The sequence below is a fragment of the Prauserella rugosa genome (assembly GCF_000719975.1).
In the GTDB taxonomy this organism is placed as follows: Bacteria; Actinomycetota; Actinomycetes; order Mycobacteriales; family Pseudonocardiaceae; genus Prauserella; species Prauserella rugosa.
Genome location: NZ_JOIJ01000001.1, coordinates 78694 through 104701, shown reverse-complemented (window position 1 = coordinate 104701; position 26008 = coordinate 78694). Strand labels below are relative to the sequence as shown.

Genomic DNA, 26008 nt, shown 5'->3' with positions numbered 1-26008 from the left:
CGGGGTAACCGGTGATCTCGCGACCGAAACGTTGATCGGTGAGCCTGGCCACGCCTGCCCGTCCGGGAGCCGCGGAGATCGTCGGGCGAGGCATATCGTCACCGCGTGGTGTGGTGGCATGCGATTGTGATCGTGGTGGCCGGCGTGTGGGCCGGGATGATCAACGCGGTCGTCGGGTCGGGCACGTTGGTGACGTTCCCGGTGCTGGTGGCCCTCGGGTATCCGCCGGTGACGGCGACGACCTCGAACGCGATCGGCCTCGCGCCCGGCAGTGTGTCCGGCGCGATCGGCTACCGCCACGAGCTGGGCGGGCAGGCCCGCACCCTGGCCTCGTTCCTGCCTGCCTCGATCCTGGGCGCGGTCGTCGGCACGATCCTGCTGTTGTCGCTGCCGGCGAACGCGTTCGAGATGATCGTGCCGGTGCTGATCGTGCTGGCCCTGGTGCTGGTGCTGATCCAGCCGAAGGTCTCGGCCTGGGTGGCTCGCCGCCGTAACCGCAACCAGCTGCACCCCGGCGGCGGCGACGGCGGTGCGGACGGCGGGGCCGCGGCGGGACGCAGCGCCAAGAGCGCGGTACTGCTGATCACGCTGATCTTCCTGACCGGCATCTACGGCGGCTACTTCACCGCGGCCCAGGGCGTGATGCTCATGGCGATCATGGGCATCCTGATGACCGAGCCGCTGCAGACACTCAACGGCATCAAGAACGTGCTCGCCGCCGCGGTCAACATCGTCGCCGGCCTGGTCTACGCCTTCAGCGCGCCCATCAGCTGGCCCGTGGTCGGGCTGCTGGCCGTCGGCTCGGTGGTCGGTGGCCAGCTCGGCGCCAAGATCGGCAGGAAGCTCTCGCCGCGTCTCCTGCGCGCCGCCATCGTCGTCATCGGCCTCGCCGCTGTCATCCAGCTCATCGCCTCGCACTGGTGAGCACGCCACCGCAGGCACCGATGGACAGGGACACGCGCGCCGAGACGGTCGCGGTCGTCGGGATGGGCGCCGTCGGTACGGCACTGGCCGGTGCGCTCGCCGCGGCCGGGCACGACGTCGTCGCCTGCGGACGCCGGCCCCTCGATCGCATCGAGGTCACCGATGGCACCGGAGCGGACGCGGTCACCAGCACCTACCCCGTGCGGTGGGTCGCGACGCCCGACGACGTGGGAGCCGCGGCGCTGACCGTCCTCGCCACGAAGATCCACGACACCCCGGCCGTCGCCGACTGGCTGGCGGCACTGACCGCGCACGGAGGGCACGTGGTCGCCGCGCAGAACGGCGTCGACCACGTGGAGCGGATCGGCCCGCTGGTCACGGCCGAGGTCGTGCCCGCGCTGGTCTACACGAACGTCGAACGCACCGGGCTCGGCGCCGTCCGCACCCGCAGGACCGATCGCGACCTCGTGGTGCCGGACACCGCGTCGGCCGAACCGGCCGTGGCGTTGCTCGAGGGCACGCGGCTGGCCGTGGAGCGCTCGGCCGACTTCCGGACCGCAGCCTGGCGCAAGATGCTGACCAACGTCTCGGCCAACCCGATCACCGCGCTCACCGGACGCCGCGTCGAGGTGCTGACCGAGCAGCCGGTGGCGGAGCTGGCGATGCGCGTGCTGCGCGAGGCGGTCGCCGTCGGCCGTGCCGAGGGTGCACACCTCGACGATGCGGACGCTCGCGAGGTCCTCGCGTGGTTGCAAGCGCTTGCGCCCGGCAGTACGACGTCCATGCTGCAGGACCGCGAGGCGGGCAGGCCGCTCGAGCACGACGGACTCACCGCCACGGTCGTGCGTCTCGGCGACCGGCACGGGATCGACGTCGCCGCCAACCGCTCCCTGCTCGCCCTCCTGTCCGCCGTCTCGCCGTAGGAAGGAGCTCCCGAGGGCCCTTTGGTTGCGTTCAACGCAACCAAAGGGCCCTCGGGAGGTTTCGGCTCCGACGCTGCTCAGCGGAACGCGCGGGCCGCGGCCAGGAACAGGTCGTTCTCCTCGGGGGCGCTGATGGTCACGCGGACGCCGTCCCCGGCGAACCCGCGCACGACGACCTTGTGCTCCAGAGCGTGTTCGGTGAATTCGAGGGTGCGCTCGCCGAGCGGCAGCCAGACGAAGTTGGCCTGCGTCTCGGGCACCTCGAACCCGGCGTCGCGGAGGCCGTCGGCCACGCGCGTGCGCTCGGCGACGATGGCCGAACACCGCTCGAGCAGCTCGTCGGACGCGTCGAGCGAGGCGATGGCGGCCCGCTGGGCGAGCGCGTTGGTGCTGAACGGCACGTAGACCTTGCGCAGCGCGGTGATCACGTCGGCAGGGCCGACGCCGTAGCCCACGCGCAGGCCCGCGAGTCCGTATGCCTTGGAGAAGGTGCGCAGGACCAGCACGTTCGGATAGCGGCGGCCCAGTTCGATGCCGTCCGGCACGTCGGGGTCGGCGACGAACTCGCGGTACGCCTCGTCGAGGACGACCAGCACGTTCGGTGGCACGGCGTCGAGGAACCGGGTGAGCGCTTCGCGGCGCACGACCGTTCCGGTGGGGTTGTTCGGATTGCACACGAACACCAGGCGCGTGGCCGGCGTGATGGCGGCGAGCATGGCGTCCAGGTCGTGGGCGTGTGTCTCGTCGAGGGGTACGGGCACGGCCGCGGCGTTGGCGATCTGGGTGGCGATCGGATAGGCCTCGAACGAGCGCCACGCGTACACGACCTCCTCGCCGGGCGCGCACATCGCCTGCACCAGCTGCTGGCACAGCGCCACGGAGCCGCATCCGACGGTGATCCGCTCGGTCGGCACGTCGAGTTCGGCCGAGAGCCGTTCGGTCAGCGCCGTCGACACCATGTCGGGGTAGCGGTTCACCTCGGCTGCGGCGTCGGCGATCGCCTGCGCCACGCTCGGCAGGGGCCCGTGCGGCGTCTCGTTGCTGGCCAGCTTCACCGCGCCGGGCACCGTCCTGCCTGCGACGTAGGCGGGCAGACTCGCCAGGTCGGCCCTGGTGTGAAGCTCCGCCTGCTGATTCGCTGGGGACTGAGGTGTGCTGGACACGGTGACGGCTCCCTGGTCTGTGTTCCGCGGTTCTGAGTTCGGCGGTTCTGTCACCTCAACGTAACCCGAGGCCACGCCGCACGAACCGAGGATGGCAATACGGGTGAACCGCTCGCCCGTTTCGCACGTCCGAGTTACTGTTCGCCACACCGACCACCGATCAGGGGAACATCGTGACGGAATCCAGCATCGCGGGCGGTGGCCCTGCGGCGCCCGCGCCACCACAGGCGCCGTCCCTGCCCGCCCACGAGTTCGCGGAGGGCGCCGCGGGACGGCTGGCGCCGGTGGCCGAGGACCTGCGACAGGTACGCGACCAGGTCGACCGCGGTGAGCTGTGGTTCGACGAGGAGTCCGCGCACGAACTGCTCGGGGAGCTGCTCCGGCTGCAGGGTCAGGTGCACCAGCTCATCGCGGAGGCGGGCGACAACATCGACCAGCCGCTGCGCTTCGGTGACAACTTCGTGGGCGAGACCCTGGCTCGGCGTCTGAAGGGCGCCGTCGACGGCGACGACAACGCGGCGCTGCCCGTGCTCAAGGGCTACGCCGAGCAGCTGGACCAGCTCGTCGGCATCATTCGCACCGCCTCGGGCCTGATCACCACGACCGACGAGGACGTGAGGGACGCGCTCTACGGCATCGGCGTCGACCCCGGTGACACAGGGAGGTTCGCATGAGCGTCATGCGTTGTCTGCCGTACCCGTGGCCCCCACACGAGCCGGAGGAGCCGCCGCCCGGTCAGGAGGCGCTCGACTCCGACTTCGATTGGTCGGTGTGCACGCATCCGGAGCTCTACCGCATGGCCACGACCGGGGTCGACAGCGAGACCGCCGACGAGGTCGCCCGCAAGTGGGGCCACCTGGGCGGCAGGCTGCAGGAGATCGGCGAGGGCCTGCAGGCGGCGCTGCGCAAGGCGTCCGAGGGCTGGCGAGGCGGCGGCGCCGAACAGGCCAAGGAGAAGGTCGACCGGCTGTCGCAGTGGACGGAGCAGACCTCCCGCGACAGCCACGGCGTGGCCAACGCGGTCAGGGCGCAGGCACATCTGGCCAGGTGGGCGAAGAACGCCATGCCAGAACCGCTGCAGCTCAGCCCGTTGCCGCTGCCCTTGCCATCGCCACCGCCATCGCCTCTGCCATCGCCTCTGCCGGATCCTCGGCCGCTGCGTGCCGACAGCGGCTCCGTGGGCGGCCCCGTGGCTGGTTCAGTGGCTGGCTCTGTGGCTGGCTCTGTGGCTGGGGACTCCGGTGGCCTGGTGGCGCTGGGCGGTGACGACAACGACAACAACGACGCCAACGACGCCAACGGTGGCCGCGGCAGTGGTGGCAGCAGCGGCAGTGGCGGCAGTGGCGGAGGCCGGTTCGGCAGCACCATCGACGTGCTCGGCGACGGCTCGACCCGTTCGACCGGGGGCAGGCGCGGCGACGAGGGCCTGTCGTCCCTCGGCGGGCGGCAGGGCGGCGGATCCGCGGGAGGCGGTGGGTCCTCCGACGGCGGCGGTGGAGGCGGCGGATTCTCCGACGCCGGCCTGCTGCCCAGCGACCCCGACACCGCGCGCGAGCGCCAGCGTGAACTGCACCGCCGCGCGGCGGAGGTGATGCGGACCTACCAGCTCGAATCGGGCAACGTCTTCCGCGGCGTGCCTCAGTTCGTGATGCCAGGGGAGGGCCTCAAGGACGACGGCGGCGGCCGGGAGCGGGGCCGCGACCCCGAACCGCCGCCCCCGGAGCACGAGGGCACCGACCCGTCCGGCGGCGGAAGGCCGGACCACGCGGGCGGATTCGGCGGCATGACCCCGGGCGTCGTGGCGGCCCCGCTGGCCGCGGGCGCCGCGGCGGGCATGGCCGCGGGCCACACCGCGGCTCCCGGAATGGCCACCGGTGCCGGGGCGACCGGGTCGGCGCCGGGCGGTGCGACGGCCGCGGTGTCGGGCGGCGGTGGGCAGGCCGGTTCCTCGGCGGCGGCCGCGGCCGGTGGCCGTGCTGGAGCGGCCCCGGTCGGCGGCATGATGGGCGGTGCCGCGGGCGCGCGCCCCGGCGGCGACGAGGAGAACGAACACAGCTCGCCGTCGTATCTGCAGGAGGAGGACGACGTGTGGGGTATGCCGACCGGGCCGATCGCGCCACCGGTGATCGGTGAACGCGACTGGCGCGGGAACGAGTGACGCCGGGTGCGCGACGAGAGCTCCGGGTGGATCACGCTCCACCCGGGCGAGTTCTACCTGTTGTGGCGGCAGCTCGGCCTCGGTGACCCGCCCGCGGTGCTGGACGTGCCTGCGGTCGGCAGGACGGCCGAGTACCGCGAACGGCTCGTCGCGATGGCGGACGAGTCGCTGGCCGGCCGCGGCCTCGGCACCGTGTCGAACCCCGATCCCGACCTCGCCGAACTGCTGCACACGCTCGCCGCACCGGACATCGGCGTCGACCTGACCGCGGTCGGCCCCGACGTCGCGTTCCGCGCCTACGGCGCGATCACCGGCCACGGAGTCGTCACGGCGGGCACCTCGGGTGCGGAGGTACTGCTCGGTCCGGTGCTGCGCGGCGAGTTGATCCCGCGCATGTTCGAGGCGCTGCCCTCGCTGGAGGCCGGACCGGGTGCGCCCGCCAACGTCGGTTACGCCGACTACCGCAGGGCGTGCCGGGCGGGCGAACGGGACGGGGCGAGCGGGTTCCTGGACTCGCTGCGCGCGGCGGGCGTGCGGTCGTCGGAGGCCGCGACGTTCCTGCGCGCGGTCGAGGGCAGGCGTTCCGGTGGCTACGTCGGCGCCACGTCCGCGGTCCGCGGGCGCACGCCGAGCACGGTGAACTGGGTCGACACCGAACAGGGCAGGTACGTGCTGCGCAGGGTGGGCGACTGGGTCGCCGTCACGCCTGCGGACATGGCGAGATTGCGCTCCATGACGGAGGAAATGGTCACCGATCTCGCCTAAGGTCTCGGGCATGAGCAGTACCCAGGACAGCGGCGTCGAGAACGCCGCAGGCGACGGTGGCGCGAAGCAGGATCAGGGCGGAAGGACCGAGGCGGAAGTCCTGTGGCGGCCGTCGCAGGAGCGGGTCGAGGCCACGCGGATCGCCGACTTCCGGCGCTGGCTCGCCGACGAGCGCGGGGTGACCACGAAGGACTACGCGCAGCTGTGGGAGTTCTCGACGTCGCAGTTGGGGGACTTCTGGTCGGCCGTCGTCGAATACCTCGGTGTGCGCTGGCACGACGAGCCCGGCCGGGTGCTGTCCGGACTGGAGATGCCGGGTGCGACGTGGTTCGCGGGCGGCACGCTGAACTACGCCGAGCACGCACTCACCGGTGGTGTGGCGGGCGCGCCGAAGGCCGACGACGACGTCGCGGTGGTGTTCGCGCGCGAGGACGGCCTCGAAACGCAGCTGACGTTCGGGCAGTTGCGCGCGCAGGTGGCCGCCGCGCGGTCGGCATTGCGGGAACTGGGCGTCGGCAAGGGTGACCGCGTGGTGGCGCTGGCCCCGAACTGCCCGCAGACGCTCGTGGCGTTCCTCGCCGCGGCGAGTCTCGGCGCCATCTGGTCGTCGTGTTCGCCGGACTTCGGAGTGCGCGCGGTCGCCGACCGGTTCACGCAGATCGAGCCGAAGGTGCTGATCGCGGTCAACGGCTACCGGTACAACGGCAGGTCGTTCGACATCCGGCCCACGATCGACGAGTTGCGCGGCGCGCTGCCCGGGCTCGGCGCCACGGTGCTCGTCGACTACGAGGGCGGCGGCCGCATGGCCTCCACACTCGACTGGGACGAGCTGCTCGCCGAGCACGCAGGCGCGGAGCTGGCTTTCGACCCGGTCGAGTTCGACCATCCGCTGTGGATCCTCTACTCGTCGGGCACGACCGGCCTGCCGAAGGGCATCGTGCAGGGCCACGGCGGTATCACGGTCGAACACCTCAAGGCGCTGGCGCTGCAGCAGGACCTGGGGCCGGGGGAGCGCTTCTTCTGGTTCACCACGACCGGCTGGATGATGTGGAACTTCCTCGTCTCCGGCCTGCTGGTGGGCTCGACGATCGTGCTCTACGACGGCAGCCCCGGCCATCCGGACCTCGGGGCGCTGTGGCGGCTGGCCGAGAAACACCGGGTCACGGTGTTCGGCACGTCGGCGCCGTTCGTGCAGAGCTGCCTGAAGGCGCACCTCAAGCCGGGCGAGGACCTGGATCTGTCGGCGCTGCGGGCCATCGGCTCGACGGGCGCGCCGCTGTCGGTGGAGGGATTCCGGTGGATCGCCGAGGCGATCGGGCCGGAGGTCCAGATCTGTTCGGTGTCGGGAGGTACCGACCTGTGCACGGCGTTCGTGGGCTCGGCGCCGGACGTGCCGGTGTGGCTCGGTGAGCTGTCGTGCCGGTGTCTGGGCGCCGCGGCGCACGCCTACGACGACGGCGGCCGCGCCGTCGTGGAGGAGGTGGGCGAGTTGGTGCTCACGAAGCCGATGCCGTCGATGCCGGTGATGTTCTGGAACGACCCGGACGGCACCCGCCTGCGCGAGGCCTACTTCGAGGACTTCCCCGGCGTGTGGCGGCACGGTGACTGGATCAAGATCACGAAGCGGGGCTCGGCGATCATCTACGGGCGCAGCGACTCGACGCTGAACCGTGGCGGTGTGCGAATGGGCACGGCGGAGTTCTACCGCGTCGTCGAGGGCTACGACGCGGTGCTGGACTCGCTGGTGATCGACACGTCGGCGGCAGGCGAGGAGGGAGAGCTGGTGTGCTTCCTCGTGCTGGCCGAGGGCGTCGAGCTGGCCGATCTCGAACCGGATCTGCGCAAGGAGCTGCGCGGGGCGCTGTCGCCGAGGCACGTGCCCGACCGGTTCGTGGTGGTCGAGGCGGTGCCGAGGACGCTCAACGGCAAGAAGTGCGAGGTGCCGGTGAAGAAGATCCTCTCGGGCACCGACCCGGACCGAGCCGTCTCCCGTGACGCCCTGGCCAACCCGGACGCCCTGACAGCCTTCGTGGAGTACGCAAACCCCTGACACCCGTGCACCCGGCGTGGCGCGCCCGTGTTGCGGGCCCGAGGGCCCGTGTTGCGAGCCCGGGAAGCCGTGTTGCGCTCCCGAGGGCGCGTGTTGCGGATCCAGGGGCGCGTGTTGCGGGTTGGCGGGCCCGTGTTGCGGCTTCAGGGACGCGTGTTGCCTCTCCGCGGGCCCGTGTTGCGGCTTCCGGGGCTCGCCTTCGGCCAGGCCAGGCGTGGCGCTCCGGTGGTCGCGGCTACGGACCGGTGCCCGTCGGCTGTGGCGCTCGGAGGCTGGGCGTTGGCGCCGAGGGTCGGCCTCGGGCATGGCTGTCGCGCGTTGGCGGGCTGCCCCGTCGCAGGCCGAATCACGCGGCTCACCGGCGGGGTGACGGGAGGATGCGCCCGAAAGGGGGGTGGCTGGAGTGGGGATCGGAGGTGTGCGTACACTATGACGGCAGTGGTCGCGACCGACCCGGGAGGCTTCGCCTAGTCCGGTCTATGGCGCCGCACTGCTAATGCGGTTGGGAGTAACCCTCCCTCGCGGGTTCAAATCCCGCAGCCTCCGCTGACACTCGGTTCACCCCGAGCGTCGGGCCCGGCAAGCCGTCGGGTACAATTGAACACTGATGCGCCTGTAGCTCAACGGATAGAGCATCTGACTACGGATCAGAAGGTTTGGGGTTCGAATCCCTACAGGCGCGCAGAAACCCCCAGGTCACAGGCCTGGGGGTCTTTCTTTGTGCCCTACGGCTCCAGCGGGCGGTGCACATCAGGATCATCGCCCCTGCCCCGGGTCGCCCCTCCGCCGCGACATCGACCCCAACGCCGCGACATCGACCCAACCCTGCCGGCGGCAGTGGTGCAGTCCGCGGCCGCGAGCGCTAGAACGCGCGCAGTACCTGCGAGGCCACGATCAGCCCGCAGATCAGCCCGTTGAAGACGCGATGTTCGAGCAGTACCGCGACGAACTCGCGGACGAGGGCGCCGGACCAGAAGTACCAGGCCGTGCGGGCACCGACGACCTGCCCGTCGACCTTCGCCCGCCGGGCCAGCAGCGCGGCCCGCAGAACGTGGAAGTTGTTGGTGACGATCACGCACCGGTAGTCCGCCACGTGCTCCCGCATGATCTCCGCGCTGAACCGCAGGTTCTCCCACGTCGTGCGCGAGCGGTCCTCCACGAGCACCCGGTCGGCGGGGACACCGCGGTCCACCAGGTAGTCCCGCATGGCATGCGCCTCGGGCAGGTCCTCGTCCGCGCCCTGGCCGCCCGAGGTGACGAGCATCGGGTCCCTGCCTTCCGTCCGCTGCGCGTCGAAGACCTCGCGTCCCCTGTCCAACCTGCTCGCCAGCAGCGGTGGCACGCGGGTGCCGTCCAGCAGTCCCGCGCCCAGGACGACGACGAAGTCGACGGCCCGGCGCGACCGGATTCGCCCGTAGACCACCGAGTACACCAGGAAGCACACGAACAGGAACGAGATGTAGAACAGCACGCCGTTGATCGCCGACGCCGTGACGGTCAACGGTTTCCAGTCGATCAGCCCGACGACGATCTGCGCAGGCACGTACGCGACGATGCCGATCCCGGACAGCAACGCCAGCATGTTGGCGAGCCGCCGTCCCTCGCGGCGCAGCATCGTGACGCCGCTGAGGATCAGGAACACGCCCAGGGCCAGTACGGCCAGCGGCATCATGAGGACCGCGATGGCGAACAGGATCCCGGCCGTGCGTTCGGAGGCCGTGCCGATCACCAGCGCGAGCGCCATGGCCAGGAACGCCAGCGTCAGCACGAGGAAGACGCCGTTCCGTAGCCTTCGCCGGTCGCGCAGGAAGCTGATGACGAACAGCACCGCGAACAAGGCCGCGGGCGCGAACGCCACCGGGTGAACGCTCACCGGATCTCCACCCTGCGCCATGTCGCGAGGAACACCAGCGCCGCGAAGATCGAACCGAAGGACGCCAGCGAATGCGCCGACAGGTACAGCACCCACGTGTTCTCGGTGATCGTCTCGTGGAGTCCGAATCGGACGATGGGTACGACGAGGAGGATCATGCTCAGCACCAGCGTGGCCACGCCCACGGCAGCGGTGAAGCCGACGATGACCGAACGGGCGATGCGGCTGCGTCCCTCGTGGCGTTGCACCAACCCGCGCCGGGCCAGCCACCACGACGCCGCGCACGCCACGCCCAGTGCGATGCCGTCGGCGGCGAGGGTGTCCGACAACCGGTGCCATTTCGCGGTGACCGTGTAGGCGCCGATGCCGACGGCCCACGAGAGCACCAGGAACAGCGCCACGCCGCGCCACCGGTAGGGCACGACGATCAGCACCGCGAAAAGCACCGTCATCGCGATCGTGGTGTGCCCGCTGGGGAGGCTGTTGTGTGCGTAGTCGCCCGTCACCGGCACGAGTTCCGGACGCGGCAGCACCCATCGCTTCAGTACCTGCGTGATCACCTGCCCGGCGACGATCACGCCCACACCCGCCACGGCGAGGTCGAGACGGCGGCGCAGCAGCGCGATGACGGCGACCACGACGACGGCGACAGCCAGGGAGTACACGGTGATCTCGGCGAGGCCGTCGTCGGCCGCGGTGCGGTCCTGGGCGCCCGCCTGGTCGGCGCCCCGCAGCGCGGCGTTCTCCAGTCGCTGTCCGGTCGGCGTCAACACGGCGAGGAGGTACACGGCCGCAGCGGCGACGAAGCCCGCCACGCCGACGAGCTGCCAACGGCGCACGAGCCTGCCCGGTATGTCGTCCATCGAGGCGGATTAGACCACACGGAGCAGTCAGCCGGCCGCACCCCGATGGCCCGGCCCTGGCGGGTCGGGGACGGCCTCGTGGCTGGAGAATGGGGTCGTGGCCGAAACAAGTCGTTGGATGCAGAAGGTGGCCGCGGATCCCGGCCATTCCGACTGGTACGTCGAGCGGATGCGGGGTCTCGCGCGTGCCGGTGAGGACCTTGCCGGTGAGGCGCGGCTGGTGGACGCGATGGCCCCGCGCGGCGCGCGCATCCTCGACGCCGGATGCGGGCCCGGCCGGGTCGGGGCGGCCCTGGCCGCGGCGGGTCACGAGGTCGTGGGCGTGGACGTCGACCCGGTGCTGATCGCCGCCGCCGAGGAGGACCACCCCGGGCCGCGCTGGCTGGTCGGCGACCTCGCCGACGTGGACCTCGCGGCCGCGGGCGTCGCCACGTCGTTCGACCTGATCGTCTGCGCAGGCAACGTGATGCCGTTCCTGGCGCCGAGCACGCGCGGTGCCGTCCTGAAACGCTTCCGCGAGTGGCTGGCGCCGGACGGCCGCGCCGCCGTCGGATTCGGAACCGACCGCGGCTACCCCGCCGACGAGTTCTTCGCCGACGTCGCAGCTGCCGGACTGCGCACCGACCACGCCCTCGCCACCTGGGACCTCAAACCCTTCGAGTCGAGCTCCGACTTCCTCGTCGCGATCCTCAGCCACGACCGCACGTGACCGGCAGCTCGTCCTGCGGGCGGCAGAATGATCTCGATGTCCACTCGCCGGTCACAGGGGCGGCGGAGTGGGCTACCCTGCGTTGCAAGGTCCCCGTCGTCGTGAACGCATCTGGGTAGCGAGGTCAGTCTGAGATGTCCGCTTCAGCCGAGTCCGAGTCCGAGTCCGTGTCGCCCAGCGTGAAGACGATCGACACGACGGTGCCGAGCATCGCCCGCGCCTACGACTACGCCATCGGCGGCAAGACCAACTACGAGGTCGACCGCGAGCTGATCCACCGCATGGACGAGGCCGTGCCCGAGGTGCGCGAGATCGCGATCAGCAACCGCATGTTCCTCATCCGCGCCGCCCGGTTCCTGGCTGTCCGCGCCGGCATCGACCAGTTCCTCGACTGCGGCTCGGGCCTTCCCACGGCCGAGAACACCCACCAGGTCGTGCAGCGCCTCAACAACGAGGCCCGCGTCGTCTACGTCGACAACGACCCGGTGGTGCTCGCCCACGGCCGCGCGATCCTCGAGGAGAACGAGAACACGCGGTTCCTCGACGCCGACATCTTCCGCCCCGAGCAGGTCCTCGACGACGCGATGGTCCGCGACTTCCTCGACTTCTCCCGCCCGCTCGGACTGCTCCAGGTCGCGACGCTGCACCACCACGACGCCGAGTTCGGCCTGCCGCCCGTGGACGTGATGCGCGCCTACATCGACGCCCTCCCTTCGGGCTCGTACGTGGCCTTCACCCACTTCCTCGACCCCGAGAACGAACACACCGAGACCGCCATGCGCGTGCAGGAGATCATGCGCGGCGCGGGCGGCACCGGCCGCGGATACTGGCGCAAGCGCTCCGAGATCCTCGAGATGCTCGAAGGTCTCGACCTCGTCGAACCCGGCCTCGTCATCAACGACGAATGGTGGCCGGACGGCCCTCCGCTCGACGGCCACTCGTCCGCGGCGCAGTGCATCGCCGCCGCCGTCGGCCGCAAGCCGTAACCGAACCGCCCACTCGCGCCGATCCCGCACGTGTCGCGGAAAATCCCGTGCCCGTCGGCCGCTCGCATGCCAAGGTGGGTTCATGACGTCCTCGCCGGTTCTTCGCACGCCCATCACCGAGGATCTCCTGGCAGGCGCGGTGGACGTCGAGCACACCGACCGCGGCCTCCTTCCGCACCGCCTTCCCTCCTGGACGCGCGCCCAGTGGTTCGACGGGCAGGGCCCCGGAGCGCAACTGGCCATGGCCGAGGCCCAGCCTGCGGGGGTGCGCCTGGCGTTTCGCACCGCCGCGACCGTCGTCGAACTCGACGCCGTGCGCACGACCGTCGCCTACGTCGGAGTGCCCGCGCGCCCCGACGGCAGCTACGACCTGCTCGTCGACGGGCGCCCCTTCGCCGCGGCGACCTCCACCGGCGGCGATCGGATCCACGTCGACATGACGACCGGCGAGGCGGACGTCGAGACGGGGCCGGCCGGCACCATGACGTTCACGGGACTTCCGGACTCCACAAAGGACGTCGAGATCTGGTTGCCGTACAACGAGAGAATCGAACTCGTCGAACTGCGCACCGATGCCCCCGTCGAACCGGCGCACCGCGACGGCCGCGTGTGGGTGCATCACGGAAGCTCCATCAGCCAGGGATCCAACGCCGCGGGACCCGCCGACACGTGGGCGGCCACCGCCGCTCGCGCCGCCGGGGTCGAACTCGTCAACCTCGGCTTCAGCGGCAGCATGATGCTCGACCCGTTCGTCGCGCGCACCCTCCGCGACACCCCGGCCGACGTGCTGAGCCTCGAGGTCGGCATCAACCTGGTCAACAGCGACGCCATGCGCGTGCGCACGTTCACGCCTGCGCTGCACGGATTCCTCGACACCGTCCGCGACGGCCACCCGGATACGCCGCTGACGCTCGTGTCCCCGCTGTACTGCCCGATCCACGAGGACACGCCGGGTCCGGGGGCGTTCGACGTCGAGGCACTCCGCGAGGGTGTCGTCCGGTTCGCCGCGGCCGGCGATCCGGCCGACGTGCGCGCCGGAAAGCTGACCCTGCGGGTGATCCGCGACCAGCTCCGCGATCTCGTCGACCGGCGGGCCGATCCGAATCTGTTCCTTGTGGACGGTCTCGACCTCTACGGCGAGTCCGACCACGCCGAGTTCCCGTTGCCGGACGCGCTGCATCCGGGGGCGGAGTCCCACCGGATCATCGGGCAACGCTTCGCCGACCGCGTTCTGAGTGGACGGTGAACCGCCGGATTAGGGGGACGGTCAGAAACCGATGAACATGATGTGCAGGCCCACCCGGCCCTTCACCGGGTGGTCGAACGCGCCGGGAACCGTGCCGATGATGCGGAAGCCGAGCCGTTCGTAGAGCTTCACCGCCGAGGTGTTCGTCTCCACGACCGCGTTGAACTGCATACCCGAGAATCCCTGCTCGCGGGCCCAGTCGAGTGCGTACCGCACCATGGCCTCGCCGACGCCCTGACCCCGCGCCGCGCTCGAGACCATGAAACTCGCCGTCGCGATGTGGCTGCCCCGTGCGGGCCGGTTCGCGTCCATGTGCGCGGTGCCCGTGATCTCCCCGGCGTCGTTGACGGCGACGACCGTGTGCCCGTCGACCCAGAAGTCGTAGGCCTGCTCGGAGGTGAGACCGGGGTCGACGGCGAAGGTGTCCTCGGCCTGAATCACGTCCCGGACGATCGGCCACACGGATGGCCAGTCGGAGTCTGCGAACCTGCGAATCTGCACGTCGGCCACGCTACCCGCGCCCGCCCGGCGCCCGCGTCGTGATTTTCGCCGCCACCCCGCGACGTCCGCACCCGGCGCCATCCGCGGAGCAGCCACGCGACCGGGAGCGTGTCGCCGAGGACCACCCTTGCCGGTGACTGGCACGCTGGCGACGTGTTGGACCACCACTGGACCCGTCGTGGAGTACTGCTGGCGGCCGCGGCCGGCGCGCTCGCCGCGTGCACGCCCGACACCGAGCGCGACCCTGGGGACGGGGACGAGGCCGGAGCAGGTGGCCAGGGCGCGGGGGTGCCGTCGCGGCTGCCGGACGGACCGGACGTCGCGGGTGAGCTGGCCGCCGTCGAACAGCGCTTCGGTGGCCGCCTCGGGGTCTACGCGGTGGACACCGGCAGCGGCGCGCTCGTGCAGCATCGCCAGCGGGAACGGTTCCTGATGGCCTCCACGGCGAAGCTGCCGATCGTGGCGGCCACGCTGGGCCGCGGGGTGCCGCTCGACCGGTCCGTGCCCGTGCGCCAGGAGGACGTCCTCGAGTACGCGCCCGTCACCCAGGAGCGCGCGGGCGGTGTGATGACCGTGGCCGAGCTGTGCGAGGCCGCGATGACCCGCAGCGACAACACCGCGGCGAACCTCCTCACCGCCCAGGTCGGCGGCCCCGCCGAGGTGACCGGCTTCCTGCGGGAGAAGGGCGATCGGGTGACCCGGCTCGACCGGTGGGAGCCCGAGCTCAACGTGCGTGACACGCGCCTCGACACCACCACCCCGGCGGCGATGGCCGACCTGACGCGCCGGCTGCTGTTCGACGGCGGCCTCGACCGCGCGGCACGCGAGCAGCTGACGGGCTGGCTCAGGGGCAACACCACCGGGGACGACCGCATCCGGGCCGGACTGCCACCCGCGTGGCAGGTCGGCGACAAGACCGGAACGGGCGCTCACGGCGAGATCAACGACGTGGCCGTCGCCTGGCCTCCGGACCGTGCGCCGGTGGTCGTCGCCGTCTACACCTCGCCGCGTGGTGCACGCGCGACCGAGGAGGCAGGCGCAACGGCGCTGGTCGAGGCCGCCCGCGCGGTGGCGGGGGCGTTCGGCGGCCGGCGGTAGCGGCGCAGCCCTCCGGCCGGGGCCGCCCACGTGTGGAGGCCGAGCCGCGTGGGGTAGTCGGACGCCATGACAGGGACGGTTTCCGAGCAACGCACCCAGCACAGCGCCTACGACGGATTCGACACGATGCCCATCGCCGGACGCTGGCGTTCCGGCGGAGGCGACGAGACCAGGACCGACACCGATCCGTGGAGCGGCGACACCCTGGTGGAGATCGCCCAGGCCGACAGCGCCGACGTCGACGAGGCGTACCGGTCGGCGCAACGGGCCCAGCGCGACTGGGCCGCGGCACCGCCCGCCGACCGGGCCGCGGTGCTGCGCAGGGCCGCGGCGATCGTCGACGAGCGGGAGGCCGAGATCGTCGACTGGATCGTCCACGAGACCGGCGGCACGCGCGCCAAGGCCGAACTGGAACGCGGCCTGGTGCGTGCCGGTCTGCACGAGGCCGCGAGCATGCCGCACCACGTCGAGGGCTCGATCCTGCCGTCGGACGTGCCGGGCAAGGAAAGCCGCGTCTACCGCGAGCCGGTGGGCGTGGTCGGGGTGATCAGCCCGTGGAACTTCCCGATGCAGCTGTCGAACCGCTCGGTCGCGCCGGCGTTGGCGGTCGGCAACGGTGTCGTCCTCAAACCCGCGGGCGACACGCCGGTCACCGGCGGCACGCTGCTCGCGAAGATCCTCGAGGAGGCCGGCCTGCCCGACGGACTGCTCAACGTCGTCGTCGGACCGGGCGGGGAGATCGGCGACGCGCTCGTCACCCATCCCGCCGCGCGGGTCGTGTCGTTCACCGGGTCGACGCCGGTGGGCGAGGACATCGCGGCGAAGGCCGGAGTCACGAAGCTGGCGTTGGAGCTCGGCGGCAATGGCCCGCTGGTGGTGCTCGACGATGCCGACCTCGATCGGGCGGTCGACGCCGCCGTGTTCGGGTCGTTCTTCCACGCGGGCCAGATCTGCATGATCGCCAACCGGATCATCGTCGACTCGGCGGCGCACGACGAGTTCGTCGACCGGTTCGTCGAACGGGTACGCGGCCTGACCGTCGGCGACCCGTCCGATCCGGGGACCGACATCGGCCCGGTGATCAACACGAGCCAGCGCGACGGGATCCTCGACAAGGTCGCACGCGCCGAGCGCGACGGTGCGCAGCGGCTGCTCGGCGGCGAGCCCGGCGGTCCGGCCGGACTGGCGCTGCCGCCCCACGTGCTGCTCGGCGAACCGGACGTCGCGACCGCACGCGAGGAGGTGTTCGGGCCGGTGATCACCGTGATCCGCGCCCGGGACGAGCAAGACGCGCTGCGCATCGCCAACGACACGGAATACGGGCTGTCCAGCGCCGTGTTCACCCGTGATGTCGAACGTGGAGTGCGGTTCGCGCGCCGCGTCGACGCAGGCATGACGCACGTCAACGACTCTCCGGTCAACGATGACGCGAACACGGCGTTCGGTGGGGAGAAGGCCTCCGGGATCGGTCGATTCGGTGGCCGATGGGCGGTCGAGGAGTTCACGACCGATCATTGGGTGAGCGTGCAGCACGAGACACGGCGGTACCCGATCTGAGCGGGGCCGCCGACGGCGGAAGGACGAACCGTGGCCGAGTCCAATCGTGAGATCAGCAGCGTCGCGTTCCTGGGCGCCGGCGGCTTGATGGGCCAGCCCATGGCGCGCAACCTGGCCGGCGCCGGTTTCGAGGTGCGGGCCTGGAATCGCAGCCGCGACAAGATGGAACCGCTCGCCGACGAGGGCGTGACGCTCTGCGACGACCAGCGCGAGGCGGTCGAGGGTGCCGACGCCGTGGTCACCATGCTGGCCGACGCCGACGTGATCCTCGAGACCCTCGACGACACGCTGTCCCACGCGGCTGAGGACGCGGTGTGGGTGCAGACCAGCACCGTCGGCATCGACGGCACCCAGCGGCTCGCGGACCTGGCCGGCGAGGCGGGTGTCGCCTTCGTCGACGCGCCCGTGCTCGGCACCAAGGCGCCGGCCGAGAACGGTGAACTCGTCGTGCTCGCCTCCGGCCCCGAGGAGGTGCGTGCCGCGGTCGAGCCCCTGTTCGAGGCGATCGGGAAGAAGACCCTCTGGGTCGGTGAGGCCGGGGCCGGCAGCAGGCTCAAGCTTGTCGCCAACGCCTGGGTGTCGTCGGTGGTCGAGGCGACCGCGGAGACCATCGCGCTGGCCGAGGGGCTCGGCGTCGACCCGAAGCAGTTCCTCGACGCGGTCTCGGGTGGTGCGCTCGACCTGCCGTACCTGCAGGCCAAGGGCACGTCGATGATCGAGCGCAAGTTCGAGCCCGCGATGAAGCTGGCGCTCGCGGCCAAGGACACGCGCCTGATCGACGAGGCAGCCGCCGACCACGACCTCGACCTGCCGATGCTGCGCACGATCCGCCACCGGTTCGCCGAGGGCGCCCGTGAACACGGTGACGAGGACATGGCCGCGACCTACCTAACGAGCACTCCGAAGGCGGGGTGACCCGCGGGGCTCGGCCGTGTCAGGGCTCGACCCAGCCCGCGCGGCCGAGGATGTCCCAGATCACCGGGCCTTTCGCCTCGGCGTAGTAGTTCATGTCGTCCCACTCGCGCCGGGCGAGCTCGCGCTTGGTGGCCGCATAGCGGTCGCGGTCGTCGGGGTGGGTGCGCAGGTGCTCGCGCAGCACCAGGTACCGGCGCGTCTCGACGTCGTCGGGCGCGTAGCAGTGCAGGTTCACCGGCTCGTCCGGATCGCCTGCCCGCAGCGCGCGGTGACCCGGTTCGGTGACGCGCAGCTCGTATCCCGCGGCCTCGAGGTCGGGCAGGTAGGCGGGCTCGTCGTCCGGATCGTCGATGCCCACGACGATGTCGACCACCGGTTTGGCCGCGAGCCCCGGCACCGACGTCGATCCGATGTGCTCGATCAACCGCGCGCGCTCACCCAGGACCTTCCGCAGCTGGGCGGCCCTGCGCTCGAAACGCCGCGGCCATTCCGGGTCGTAGTCGACGATCTGCACCCGCGTCGGCTGTGGACCGTGCACGAGCATCGCCGCCAGCCGCTCGTCGTCGAGGGGTTTCCGCGTCACGTCGGCGCACGGTAGTGGGGCGCGCAGGCGGGAACAACCGACGACCGGACGACGAGCAGCAACGCCGGTCCCTCACGTCAGTCCCTCACGCCAGTCCGTCCCGGCAGTTCGTCACGGCAGGGCGGCGACTCCGGCCTCGGCGACCTCGGTGTCCTGTTCGACGCTGCCCGCGCTCACGCCGACGGCGCCGATGACCTCACCGTCGCGCGTCAACGGGATGCCGCCACCGAAGATGATCAGACCGCCGTTCGTGCCCTCGATGCCGTACAGCGGTGCGCCGGGTTTGGCCGCCTCGCCGAGCTGGGCCGTCGTCATCTTCAACAGCGCGGCGGTGCGCGCCTTGCGCGTAGCGATGTCGATGCTTGCGAGGATCGCCCCGTCCTGGCGGGCGAACGCCACCAGGTGGGCACCGGCGTCGACGACGGCGACGTTCATCGGCTGTCCGATCTCGACGGCCTTCGCGAGCGCGGCGTCGAGCACCGTCCGGGCCTCGTCCATGGTCAGCTGTGCGGCCACGATTCCTCCATCCGTTCTCCGGTCGTCCCGGGTCGCTGTTTGAACGGCAGCCCGACCACCAGCCGGGCCGCGTTGTGCCCGCACCAGCGGGCCTGCGTGAGATCGGCCGTCAGCACCGGTGACGCGGCGGGCCGTTTCGCGTGGTGCACGCACACCGCGGCGGCGTCCACCCCGATGCCGACCCCCAACGTCGAGGCCTGCGCCGCCGCGAAGGCCATGGCGACCGCCCCCGCCTGCGCCGGTCGGCTCTCGGCGGTCGCGGGCTCGCTCGTCTCGAGGAGGACCGGCACGCCCTCCTCCTCGAGGCCGGCGCACAGGTCCCGCATGACCGTCCCCGGCTCGCCGAGGTGGCGCAGCACGACGGCCGGTGGCTGCCTGCGTGCCCGCTCCGCGCGGCGGTCGGCCACGCTCACCGCGGGCCCGCCGCGTGCTCGGCGACCAGCCCCGTGGCCACGGCGTTGCGCGGGCCCTGCGAGCCGCGCACGTTTCCCGTTCCGCAGACGATGCCCGAACCCGCGACCGCCTCGGCGATGAGGTCCGGGATCTCGAAGTCCAGTGCCGATCCGCCCAGCACGACGACGAAACCGATCTCGCGCAGATTTCCGCCCGGTGCGACGCGCTCCAGTGCCCGGACCGCGTTGACGACGAACACCTTGTGTTTGGCCGACCTGCGCACCTGCCGGATCTTCTCGAGCGAATGGCGGGTGGGGATCGGGCGCATCCCCTCCTCGCCCAGGACGACGACGCGGGCGAACGCGTCCGCGGGCAGCGGTTCGTCGAAGAACCGCGCCGTGCCGTCCTCCATGCGCACGTGGAAGAAACTCTCCGATTTGGCCAGTGGATGACGTTTGATGTCCTCGGCCAGCTCCCGGTTCTCGAGGCCGAGTTCGGAGTCGATCAGCTTCGTCACCAGGTCGCCCGCCCCGGCCAGGTGCACCGACGTCACGTCGCCGCCGGGCATCGCCAGCGCCGCGTCGGTCGACCCTCCGCCGAGGTCGAGGATCGCCACGGGCCGTTCGGTGCCCGGGGTGGTCAGCGCGCCGAGCACGGCCATGTCCGCCTCGACGCCGCCGACCACGACGTCCGTGCCGAGCGCCGCGCGGATCTGCTCGGCGAGCGCCTCCATCGGGCCCCTGCTCGTGCGCACCATGGCCGCGAGCGCGACCGCGTTCTCCAGCGCGAACTCGCCCGCCAGCGCTCCGGTCACGTGCTGTGGGACGAAGGTGTCGACGGCCAGGATGTCCTGGATCCGCACGTCCTGCCCACCGGTTCGCGCGTCAGGGGCGTCATGGGCGTCAGGGGAGTCATGGGTATCGGGCGCGTCGGCCAGCGTCTCGGTCATCGCGTCGCGCACCGCCGCGAGCATGCCGCCGACGTGCGTGCCCGACTCCCCGGTGGCATCCGACAGCGGCGCCACGCGCCGCAGCGTCGCCATGATCTCCTCGGCGCCCGCGTCGACGCCCACCGACAGCGTCGAGTGCTCGCCGATGAGCGTGAGCGTTCCCGCGGGGATGCGCCGGTCGGCAATGTCGCCGTGCGGGGTGCGTACCACGACCGCCGACCGGTTGCCCACGAGCGCCCGCGCGACGGGGGCGACCATCCGCGTCTGCTCAGGGGTGAGTTCGAACAGCGTCGCGATGCCGTAGCTGTTGGACAGCGTCCGCACCGTGCGCCCCGGCTCGGCGACCTCGACGGCCGCGGGCATGCCGAGCGGGACCTTCTCGACGAGCGTCACCTCGTCCACCACGGGAATCGGCGTGCTCAGGCGGTTCACGATCAGGTTGGCGTCGTCGGCGCGGACCACGGCACCGGTGACCGCCACCCCGCGCGCGACGGCGGCGTCGATCCCGGCGGCGGCGTCCTCGAAGTCGACCCCGGCCCCGACGACGCAGACCACCGGCTCACCCGGAGGGCAGTCGGCCAGCTCCGCGAACGCGACCGTCGTGCCGACGCCGAGACCCGCTCCGCCCGGGGTGTCCGGGTTGTGCCCGATCATCGTCGACTCGGTGATGATCGTTTCGGTGATCGTCTCCATTGCCAGGCCGCTGATCACCGGCGTGGCCTCGTTGACCAGCACGGTGGCAAGCTCGTCGGCAGAGCGGCCCGCCGCTGACAGCGCCTCGTGGACGACCTTCACCACGCCGGGCACGTTCTCGGCCGTGCCCTTCACCCCCGACGTCGGAGCCAGGGCTCCGCCCAGGTAGCGCGGGCCGTCCACGCCGAGCTCGGCCACACACGCCTCGGTCGTGGAGTTCCCGATGTCGACGCCGACGACGAGCGTGGCGGTGTCGCCGCGCGCCGTTCTCCCGGCCGTCATCCAGCGTCGGCGAGGCGGATCCGCACGTCCAGTTCGACCGGCGCCGCCCCGGGGGTCACGAACTCGGTCTCCTTGATGTGCAGCAGCGCCGCCTTGGCCTGCCACCGCGGCCGGGCCATGTAGTCGTTGCGCGCGGGGACCGGTTCCGGCGACTCGCCCTTGGCATAGCGTGCCGCGTTGCGGCCGACCTTGCGGAACGTCTCGGGGTCCAGCAGCGGCGCCTGCGGGAAGAGCTCCAGATTGGACAGTCGGACGAGGTCCTTCTGGTGGATCATGGTGGTGCCGCGCGAGAGCACCCCCACGCCGATCCCCGAACCGGAAAGCCGTGCCGCCGCGTGGGCGATGACGGCGAGGTCCGCTCCGCCGCGGTAGCGGATCACCCGCGCGCCGACGCCCTGTTCCTCGATGCCGGCCAGCAGCTCGCGAAGTACCTCGGCGTGGGGAATGTCGACGATCGTCCTGGTGAAGAAGTCCCCGAACGCGGGCGAGAGCCCGATGACCACCTCGTCCGGGCGGGTTCCCACCGTGGCCTCGCCACGTTCCACGGCGTCGAGCACCCGCTCGGATCGCGTCTCCGTCTTCGTCATGACGTCGCTGTCCCTTCTGCGTCAGCCGACTTCGGTCTCGGGGTTGCTCGCGCTGACGACGTGGCGCAGGCGTTTCATCTCTTCCCAGCGCTCGCCCGCGGGGCGGTAACCGGTGCCGGGACCGGCGTAGTCGTTGGCGTCGTTGACCGCGGACAGGGTCTCCAGCTCCGGAGTCAGGATCGCCGACGTGTGCAGCAGGTCGCCGGACACCCGGTGCCGCAGCACGGCCAGCAGGGTGCGGGCCATGTCGTTGTATCCGGACGCCTCGAGCGCCTTGATCACGTCGAGGCCGGTGATCCCGCGGTCCATCACCGACTGGGCCGCCTTGAGGTCCTCGAGCACGTCGCGCATCGGCAGGTCCTGGCTGCCGTGGGCGTACGTGACGGCCTCGACCTCCTTGTCGGTGATCGTGGGCAGTCCGAGCTGGGCGAACACGGCCTGCAACGCCTTCGCCGCACGGCTGCGCGCGGCGAGCAGTTCGGGCTCCGGTACGTGCCGCAACGCGCCGTCGACCTGGAGGTCGCGCTGGATGGTGTTCCAGTCGTCGTAGTCCGTCGAGTCCACATTGGATCCGGCGAACATGTTGTCGTAGTTCGGCACGGCCGAGTATCCGGAACAGACGAAGTCGGTGCCGGGCAGCAACTGCGGCAGCAGGCGCGCGGTGCGGCGCATGTCGGAGTGCGAGAACGACTGGTCGTTGCCCGAGGCGCACTCCAGGTCCGCGGTGCTGGCGATCAGGTTCTCCGCGAGCACCGCGCGAATGCCGGCCGGGACCGCGCCGGGGACGCCGATACAGCTGATCGACCCGTTCTGCAGCCCCTGCACACCGGCGCCCTTGGCCACCAGGATGCAGCGGATCTCCAGGTACAGCATGGACTTGCCCTCGGCGTTGCCCATCTGCACCTCGGAGCCGGTACCCGAGGTGAAGCGCATCTTGATGCCGCGGGAGGCGTAGGCCGAGGCCAGGAAGGCCTTCGACCACGGCGTGTCGTCGCCGTCGCAGAACACCGGCTCGGTGCCGTACACCGAGATCGTCTCGGCGTACGCGGTGATGCCCCGCATGCCGAGTTCGAGTTCGGTGGCCTCCTCCAGTGCGCACTGCGTGAGCACGCCCGGGGTGCCCGCGAGCGAGCCGACCTGCAACGCGATGGCCACCAGCGGTGCGTAGCGCACGACGCCGAGCGTCGTCTCGAGCTCCCGGAATCCGCGCAGCGACGCCTCGGCCGCCTCGGCGGCGACCTGCACGGGGTTGTCCCTGGCGCTGGTCGAGTGCGCCTGGTTGGCCGGGGTGCGCCGGGCACGCATCTTCTGCAGTGCCTGCATCATCTCGACGACGTTCATCGTCTTGACGACCTCGAGCAGCGCGGCGGGGGTGAGGCCACCCGCGACCTCGACGACCTCCGAACGGGACACCGCCGGGTCGACGAGCATGCGCGCCACCTCGACCGGTTCGAGCGTCATCGCCTGTTCGGTGGTGTCCACGTCGATCGCGTGGTCGGCGATGAACTGGTCGAGGAAGTCGAACTCGGCGCGCGGCTTGCCGTCCATCTCGACGATCACGCCGTCGGCCACGCGCACGCTCGGCGTCGGGTCGTACGGGCTGTCCATCGCGACCATGCCGACCTCGGGCCATTCCTCCACGAATCCGTCGAGGTTGACCGGCCTGGCTTCGAGGGCCTCCGTGCGCTTGGACGTCGGAGTCGATACCGGAAGCGGTTCCGCGGTCATTGTCGGATCTCCTTGGTGTGCGGGACCGGTCGTCGGCCGGGACTCCGCGCCCCGGCCTGCCGGTCAGGCGGGGTCGGCGAGGATGTCGCGCCGCTGGTAGACGTCTGCGGCCTCGCGCACCAGCTGGGCGCACAGGGTCGCCGAGAACTCGTTCTCGAGCCGGTCGGCGATGTCGGTGAGCTGCTGTTTCGTCGACGCGTTCGGGCGAAGGGAGTTGTAGATCGACAGCACGAGCTCGTCGGGCAGCGCCGTGAGCTCGGCGGCGCGGCGGAAGTTGCGGGCGAGCTGGGTGCGTCCGACCCGCTCGGCGATCTGTGCCTGCAGCCGGAGGGTGTCGGGAGAGATGCGGAGGTCGTCCGGAGCGACCTCACCGGACAGGACGGCCTGCATGGTCAGGTCGTCGATCGGCTTGCCCGTCGGAGTGCGGAGCAGCTCCGGCCGGTGTGCCGCGAGTGGGTAGTCGCGGTCCGGGTCGAGTTCCACCTGCTCGGGAAGCGTCACCGCCACCACCTGCCTTCGTCGTCGAAGTCGGTATCGGGGGTTGAACCTAGGGGCGCGTGCGTTGCAGCGACGTTGCACGCGGCGCTGCGGCGCCCGCCGTGGGGCTCGCTGTTCGGTTGGGCCGTGCGGTTGTGGACCTCGCCGGGCGCCGCGGTCAGGCGCCGTCCTCGTCGGTGAGCCAGGCCAGCCGGGCGTCCACGACGGGCCGGCGGGGATCGCCCTCCGGCAGCACGTGGCTGAGCCGTTCGAACACCTCGAGGTCGTCGTGTCCCGGCTCGTTCTCGGACAGCGCCCACAGCGCGTTCACGTCGCCGCTGTCCAGCACTGCCTTGCGCAGGGCGGCGATCTGCTGATCACGTTCGGCGCGGATGGTCGGCGATTCGGAGCGGGGCAACAGCGGCGCGGTGGCCGTGGTCGCGGCCGTCGCGACGTCACCGGAGGCCAGTGCGTCGCGCACCCGCAGCACGTCGGCCTCGACGTCGGCCGCCAGGCGGTACGGCTTCGCGCGCAGCGCGTCGCCGAGTTCGCCGCGCAGCCGGTGCACCTCGGCGCGCACGGTGGTGGGGTTCCCGTCGTCGCCGTAGAGGTGCAGCGCGAGCTGGTCTGCGGTCAGCCCGTCCGGGTGCAGGGCCAGCAACGCCAGGATCTCGGCGCGGCGCAGCGTCAGGGGAACGGCACGTCCGTCGAGCGTGGCCTCGGGCGCCGAGCCGAGCAGGGACAGTCGCAACGTCGGCCGCCGCACCTGGCCGGAGCGGCGCGGGAACCGGAGCAGATAGCCGCCCGCCAGCGGTTCCAGCCGGGCTTCGCGCCCGCCGACGTCGATCCGGTCCGTCCCGGTCGCCACGTCGATGCGGTGCGGGAAGCCGCCGAGCGGGTTGGCGGCGATGACCCTGCCGGACGGGGTGATCAGCGCGCCCGACTCGCCGCCCAGTCGTTCGAGGTGCCGCATGTTCGTGGCGCGCATCCACTCGTCCTGCTGTTCCATCCGCATGCGCAGGTGGTTCTCGGCCACCTGCGCCGTGGCGTTGACCAGCGACACCATCGCAGGATGGAGGGTCTCGAGCCTGCCGCTGATGTCGATGGCACCCAGCAGCCGCCCGGTGTCCGGGTCGTGGATCGGCGCGGCGGCGCACGTCCACGAGTGGTACGTGCGGACGAGGTGTTCGGCCGAGTAGATCTGCACCGGTGCGTCCACCGCGATGGCGGTTCCCATCGCGTTGGTGCCGATCGCCTGTTCGGACCAGCGGGTCCCTTCGCGGAGTCCGACGTGGTCGGCGAGGTTGCACAGAGTGGAAGGGCCTTCGCGCCACAGGATGGTGCCGTCGGCGTCGGTGACGATCGTGATGTGCTGCGACTCGTCGGCGATGCTCACCAGCAGTTCCCGCAGCGGGTCGAGCACCGCGTGCAGCGGATGGCCCTCCCGCACCTCGGACAGCTCGTCCGAGCCGTACACCTCCGGCGGTTGGTAGCCGTCGGGGTCGACCTGGGCGGCGAGCGAACGTTGCCACGACTCCGAGATGACGGCACGTGGGGCGGCGTACGGTTTGTCCCCGCTGAGGGTCGCGTCCCGGATCCCCTTCAGCACGCGTTGCTGTCGCAGGGGATCGGACGCCGTGAGGAGGGCGTCTCGGGCGGGTTCGACGGTCATGGGCACTCCGCGGCTACGGTGACGGGCTGCGCTGCTGGCTGGTCGTGGTGACTGGTCTGCTCGCTGCTGATTCGCTCTTCCGGGTCGGTTTTCCGGGTCGTTCACTCTGCTGTTCGTTCTGGTGCCGGCTCTTCCGGCCTCGCTGATTCCCGGGTCTTCTCGTGTGCTGCCGGTCCGGTGAAACCCGCAGGTCGTGACCGGACGTTCTCCGAGCATGCCCCGCCCTCGCGGTCGAGGGCAAGGAAACGGCTGCGAGTGGACCGTTCGATGCGCGGGCTTACGCCGAGCAGGTGGCGTGCCACGTGGCGTGGCCGCGTTGCAACGGGCCTGCAACGTCGCCGCACCTAGCGTCCGGCGCCACAAGTTGACCGCCACAAGGTGACGCAGTGTCCCTTCG

24 protein-coding genes and 2 tRNA genes are annotated in these 26008 nt (G+C 71.3%); 14 read left to right on the top strand and 12 right to left on the bottom strand.

Annotated elements, in window-relative coordinates:
- Window positions 1-105 precede the first annotated feature (105 nt).
- Window positions 106-924: a sulfite exporter TauE/SafE family protein gene (locus IF64_RS0100550; RefSeq protein ID WP_030529966.1), complete on the top strand. Its 819-nt coding sequence runs from the start codon at window positions 106-108 to the stop codon at window positions 922-924.
- Window positions 921-1847 carry a ketopantoate reductase family protein gene (locus IF64_RS0100545; RefSeq protein ID WP_145600575.1) on the top strand — a complete coding sequence of 309 codons (927 nt, stop codon included), beginning with the start codon at window positions 921-923 and terminating at the stop codon, window positions 1845-1847. The genes IF64_RS0100550 and IF64_RS0100545 overlap by 4 nt, the downstream gene beginning before the upstream one ends.
- A gap of 77 nt (window positions 1848-1924) precedes the next feature.
- Here the strand turns inward: IF64_RS0100545 and hisC are convergent, their stop codons facing one another.
- Window positions 1925-3010 (bottom strand): histidinol-phosphate transaminase, encoded by a 1086-nt coding sequence (gene hisC, locus IF64_RS0100540; protein ID WP_051757343.1) that lies wholly within the window; start codon window positions 3008-3010, stop codon window positions 1925-1927.
- Window positions 3011-3183: 173 nt separating this feature from the next.
- Between hisC and IF64_RS0100535 the strand changes: the two genes are divergently transcribed.
- The 6 genes from IF64_RS0100535 (at window position 3184) to IF64_RS0100510 (ending at window position 8665) form a co-directional block, all read left to right on the top strand.
- On the top strand, window positions 3184-3684 hold the full coding sequence (locus IF64_RS0100535) for a hypothetical protein (RefSeq protein WP_030529963.1): 501 nt from the start codon (window positions 3184-3186) through the stop codon (window positions 3682-3684).
- A complete protein-coding gene (locus tag IF64_RS27595) occupies window positions 3681-5168 on the top strand; it encodes a WXG100 family type VII secretion target (RefSeq protein WP_030529962.1) in 1488 nt (495 codons plus the stop codon). Before IF64_RS0100535 ends, IF64_RS27595 begins: the two co-directional genes overlap by 4 nt.
- 6 nt (window positions 5169-5174) lie before the next feature.
- Window positions 5175-5933, top strand: coding sequence for an ESX secretion-associated protein EspG (locus tag IF64_RS0100525; protein WP_030529961.1), 759 nt, complete (start codon window positions 5175-5177; stop codon window positions 5931-5933).
- Between the two features lie 10 nt (window positions 5934-5943).
- On the top strand, window positions 5944-7983 hold the full coding sequence (locus IF64_RS0100520) for an acetoacetate--CoA ligase (RefSeq protein ID WP_084705567.1): 2040 nt from the start codon (window positions 5944-5946) through the stop codon (window positions 7981-7983).
- A 456-nt stretch (window positions 7984-8439) separates the two neighbouring features.
- A tRNA-Ser gene (locus IF64_RS0100515) sits at window positions 8440-8529 on the top strand.
- Between the two features lie 63 nt (window positions 8530-8592).
- Window positions 8593-8665 (top strand) — tRNA-Arg (locus IF64_RS0100510).
- Window positions 8666-8845: 180 nt separating this feature from the next.
- Here IF64_RS0100510 and IF64_RS0100505 read toward each other — a convergent pair.
- Complete coding sequence (locus tag IF64_RS0100505) at window positions 8846-9856, bottom strand: YdcF family protein (protein ID WP_048808675.1); 1011 nt, start codon at window positions 9854-9856, stop codon at window positions 8846-8848.
- Window positions 9853-10719, bottom strand: coding sequence for a phosphatase PAP2 family protein (locus tag IF64_RS0100500; RefSeq protein ID WP_030529958.1), 867 nt, complete (start codon window positions 10717-10719; stop codon window positions 9853-9855). The genes IF64_RS0100505 and IF64_RS0100500 overlap by 4 nt, the downstream gene beginning before the upstream one ends.
- 97 nt (window positions 10720-10816) lie before the next feature.
- Here IF64_RS0100500 and IF64_RS0100495 point away from each other — a divergent pair, with 97 nt between their 5' ends.
- The 3 genes from IF64_RS0100495 (at window position 10817) to IF64_RS0100485 (ending at window position 13660) form a co-directional block, all read left to right on the top strand.
- On the top strand, window positions 10817-11428 hold the full coding sequence (locus tag IF64_RS0100495; RefSeq protein WP_030529957.1) for a class I SAM-dependent methyltransferase: 612 nt from the start codon (window positions 10817-10819) through the stop codon (window positions 11426-11428).
- A 134-nt stretch (window positions 11429-11562) separates the two neighbouring features.
- Window positions 11563-12414, top strand: coding sequence for an SAM-dependent methyltransferase (locus IF64_RS0100490; RefSeq protein WP_030529956.1), 852 nt, complete (start codon window positions 11563-11565; stop codon window positions 12412-12414).
- A gap of 82 nt (window positions 12415-12496) precedes the next feature.
- Complete coding sequence (locus tag IF64_RS0100485) at window positions 12497-13660, top strand: SGNH/GDSL hydrolase family protein (RefSeq protein WP_030529955.1); 1164 nt, start codon at window positions 12497-12499, stop codon at window positions 13658-13660.
- A gap of 21 nt (window positions 13661-13681) precedes the next feature.
- Here IF64_RS0100485 and IF64_RS0100480 read toward each other — a convergent pair whose 3' ends face one another.
- Entirely contained in the window at window positions 13682-14161 is a 480-nt protein-coding gene (locus IF64_RS0100480; protein WP_030529954.1) for a GNAT family N-acetyltransferase, read from the bottom strand.
- A gap of 153 nt (window positions 14162-14314) precedes the next feature.
- On the opposite strand from IF64_RS0100480, the gene bla reads away from it, so the two are divergent.
- The 3 genes from bla (at window position 14315) to IF64_RS0100465 (ending at window position 17731) form a co-directional block, all read left to right on the top strand.
- Window positions 14315-15259, top strand: a complete 945-nt coding sequence (gene bla / locus IF64_RS0100475; protein ID WP_084705566.1) for a class A beta-lactamase — start codon at window positions 14315-14317, stop codon at window positions 15257-15259.
- Window positions 15260-15325: 66 nt separating this feature from the next.
- Complete coding sequence (locus IF64_RS0100470) at window positions 15326-16816, top strand: aldehyde dehydrogenase family protein (protein WP_030529952.1); 1491 nt, start codon at window positions 15326-15328, stop codon at window positions 16814-16816.
- Window positions 16817-16846: 30 nt separating this feature from the next.
- Window positions 16847-17731: an NAD(P)-dependent oxidoreductase gene (locus IF64_RS0100465; RefSeq protein ID WP_246134822.1), complete on the top strand. Its 885-nt coding sequence runs from the start codon at window positions 16847-16849 to the stop codon at window positions 17729-17731.
- 19 nt (window positions 17732-17750) lie between these two features.
- Here IF64_RS0100465 and IF64_RS0100460 read toward each other — a convergent pair whose 3' ends face one another.
- The 8 genes from IF64_RS0100460 to IF64_RS0100425 all read right to left on the bottom strand — a co-directional run bounded on the left by IF64_RS0100460 (window position 17751) and on the right by IF64_RS0100425 (window position 25611).
- A complete protein-coding gene (locus IF64_RS0100460; protein WP_030529950.1) occupies window positions 17751-18314 on the bottom strand; it encodes a GrpB family protein in 564 nt (187 codons plus the stop codon).
- Between the two features lie 111 nt (window positions 18315-18425).
- Window positions 18426-18812 carry a GlcG/HbpS family heme-binding protein gene (locus tag IF64_RS0100455; protein WP_036875544.1) on the bottom strand — a complete coding sequence of 129 codons (387 nt, stop codon included), beginning with the start codon at window positions 18810-18812 and terminating at the stop codon, window positions 18426-18428.
- Between the two features lie 2 nt (window positions 18813-18814).
- A complete protein-coding gene (locus IF64_RS0100450) occupies window positions 18815-19243 on the bottom strand; it encodes a glycerol dehydratase reactivase beta/small subunit family protein (RefSeq protein WP_246134823.1) in 429 nt (142 codons plus the stop codon).
- Window positions 19240-21147: a diol dehydratase reactivase subunit alpha gene (locus IF64_RS0100445; protein ID WP_051757341.1), complete on the bottom strand. Its 1908-nt coding sequence runs from the start codon at window positions 21145-21147 to the stop codon at window positions 19240-19242. The genes IF64_RS0100450 and IF64_RS0100445 overlap by 4 nt, the downstream gene beginning before the upstream one ends.
- On the bottom strand, window positions 21144-21734 hold the full coding sequence (locus IF64_RS0100440) for a propanediol/glycerol family dehydratase medium subunit (protein ID WP_030529946.1): 591 nt from the start codon (window positions 21732-21734) through the stop codon (window positions 21144-21146). Before IF64_RS0100440 ends, IF64_RS0100445 begins: the two co-directional genes overlap by 4 nt.
- Before the next feature lie 21 nt (window positions 21735-21755).
- Complete coding sequence (locus tag IF64_RS0100435; RefSeq protein ID WP_030529945.1) at window positions 21756-23462, bottom strand: propanediol/glycerol family dehydratase large subunit; 1707 nt, start codon at window positions 23460-23462, stop codon at window positions 21756-21758.
- A gap of 63 nt (window positions 23463-23525) precedes the next feature.
- The gene (locus tag IF64_RS0100430) at window positions 23526-23963 is read right to left on the bottom strand and encodes a diol dehydratase small subunit (RefSeq protein WP_246134824.1); all 438 of its coding nucleotides are present in this window, start codon (window positions 23961-23963) and stop codon (window positions 23526-23528) included.
- A gap of 154 nt (window positions 23964-24117) precedes the next feature.
- Window positions 24118-25611 (bottom strand): helix-turn-helix domain-containing protein, encoded by a 1494-nt coding sequence (locus tag IF64_RS0100425; protein WP_030529943.1) that lies wholly within the window; start codon window positions 25609-25611, stop codon window positions 24118-24120.
- Between the last annotated feature and the right edge of the window lie 397 nt (window positions 25612-26008).

Coding starts and splice junctions, on each gene's coding strand:
- IF64_RS27595 (WP_030529962.1), top strand. CDS start 3,681: ATGAGCGTCATGCGTTGTCTGCCGTACCCGTGGCCCCCACACGAGCCG.
- IF64_RS0100520 (WP_084705567.1), top strand. CDS start 5,944: ATGAGCAGTACCCAGGACAGCGGCGTCGAGAACGCCGCAGGCGACGGT.
- IF64_RS0100500 (WP_030529958.1), bottom strand. CDS start 10,719: ATGGACGACATACCGGGCAGGCTCGTGCGCCGTTGGCAGCTCGTCGGC.
- IF64_RS0100490 (WP_030529956.1), top strand. CDS start 11,563: ATGTCCGCTTCAGCCGAGTCCGAGTCCGAGTCCGTGTCGCCCAGCGTG.
- IF64_RS0100485 (WP_030529955.1), top strand. CDS start 12,497: ATGACGTCCTCGCCGGTTCTTCGCACGCCCATCACCGAGGATCTCCTG.
- IF64_RS0100470 (WP_030529952.1), top strand. CDS start 15,326: ATGACAGGGACGGTTTCCGAGCAACGCACCCAGCACAGCGCCTACGAC.
- IF64_RS0100455 (WP_036875544.1), bottom strand. CDS start 18,812: ATGGACGAGGCCCGGACGGTGCTCGACGCCGCGCTCGCGAAGGCCGTC.
- IF64_RS0100445 (WP_051757341.1), bottom strand. CDS start 21,147: ATGACGGCCGGGAGAACGGCGCGCGGCGACACCGCCACGCTCGTCGTC.
- IF64_RS0100440 (WP_030529946.1), bottom strand. CDS start 21,734: ATGACGAAGACGGAGACGCGATCCGAGCGGGTGCTCGACGCCGTGGAA.
- IF64_RS0100435 (WP_030529945.1), bottom strand. CDS start 23,462: ATGACCGCGGAACCGCTTCCGGTATCGACTCCGACGTCCAAGCGCACG.
- IF64_RS0100425 (WP_030529943.1), bottom strand. CDS start 25,611: ATGACCGTCGAACCCGCCCGAGACGCCCTCCTCACGGCGTCCGATCCC.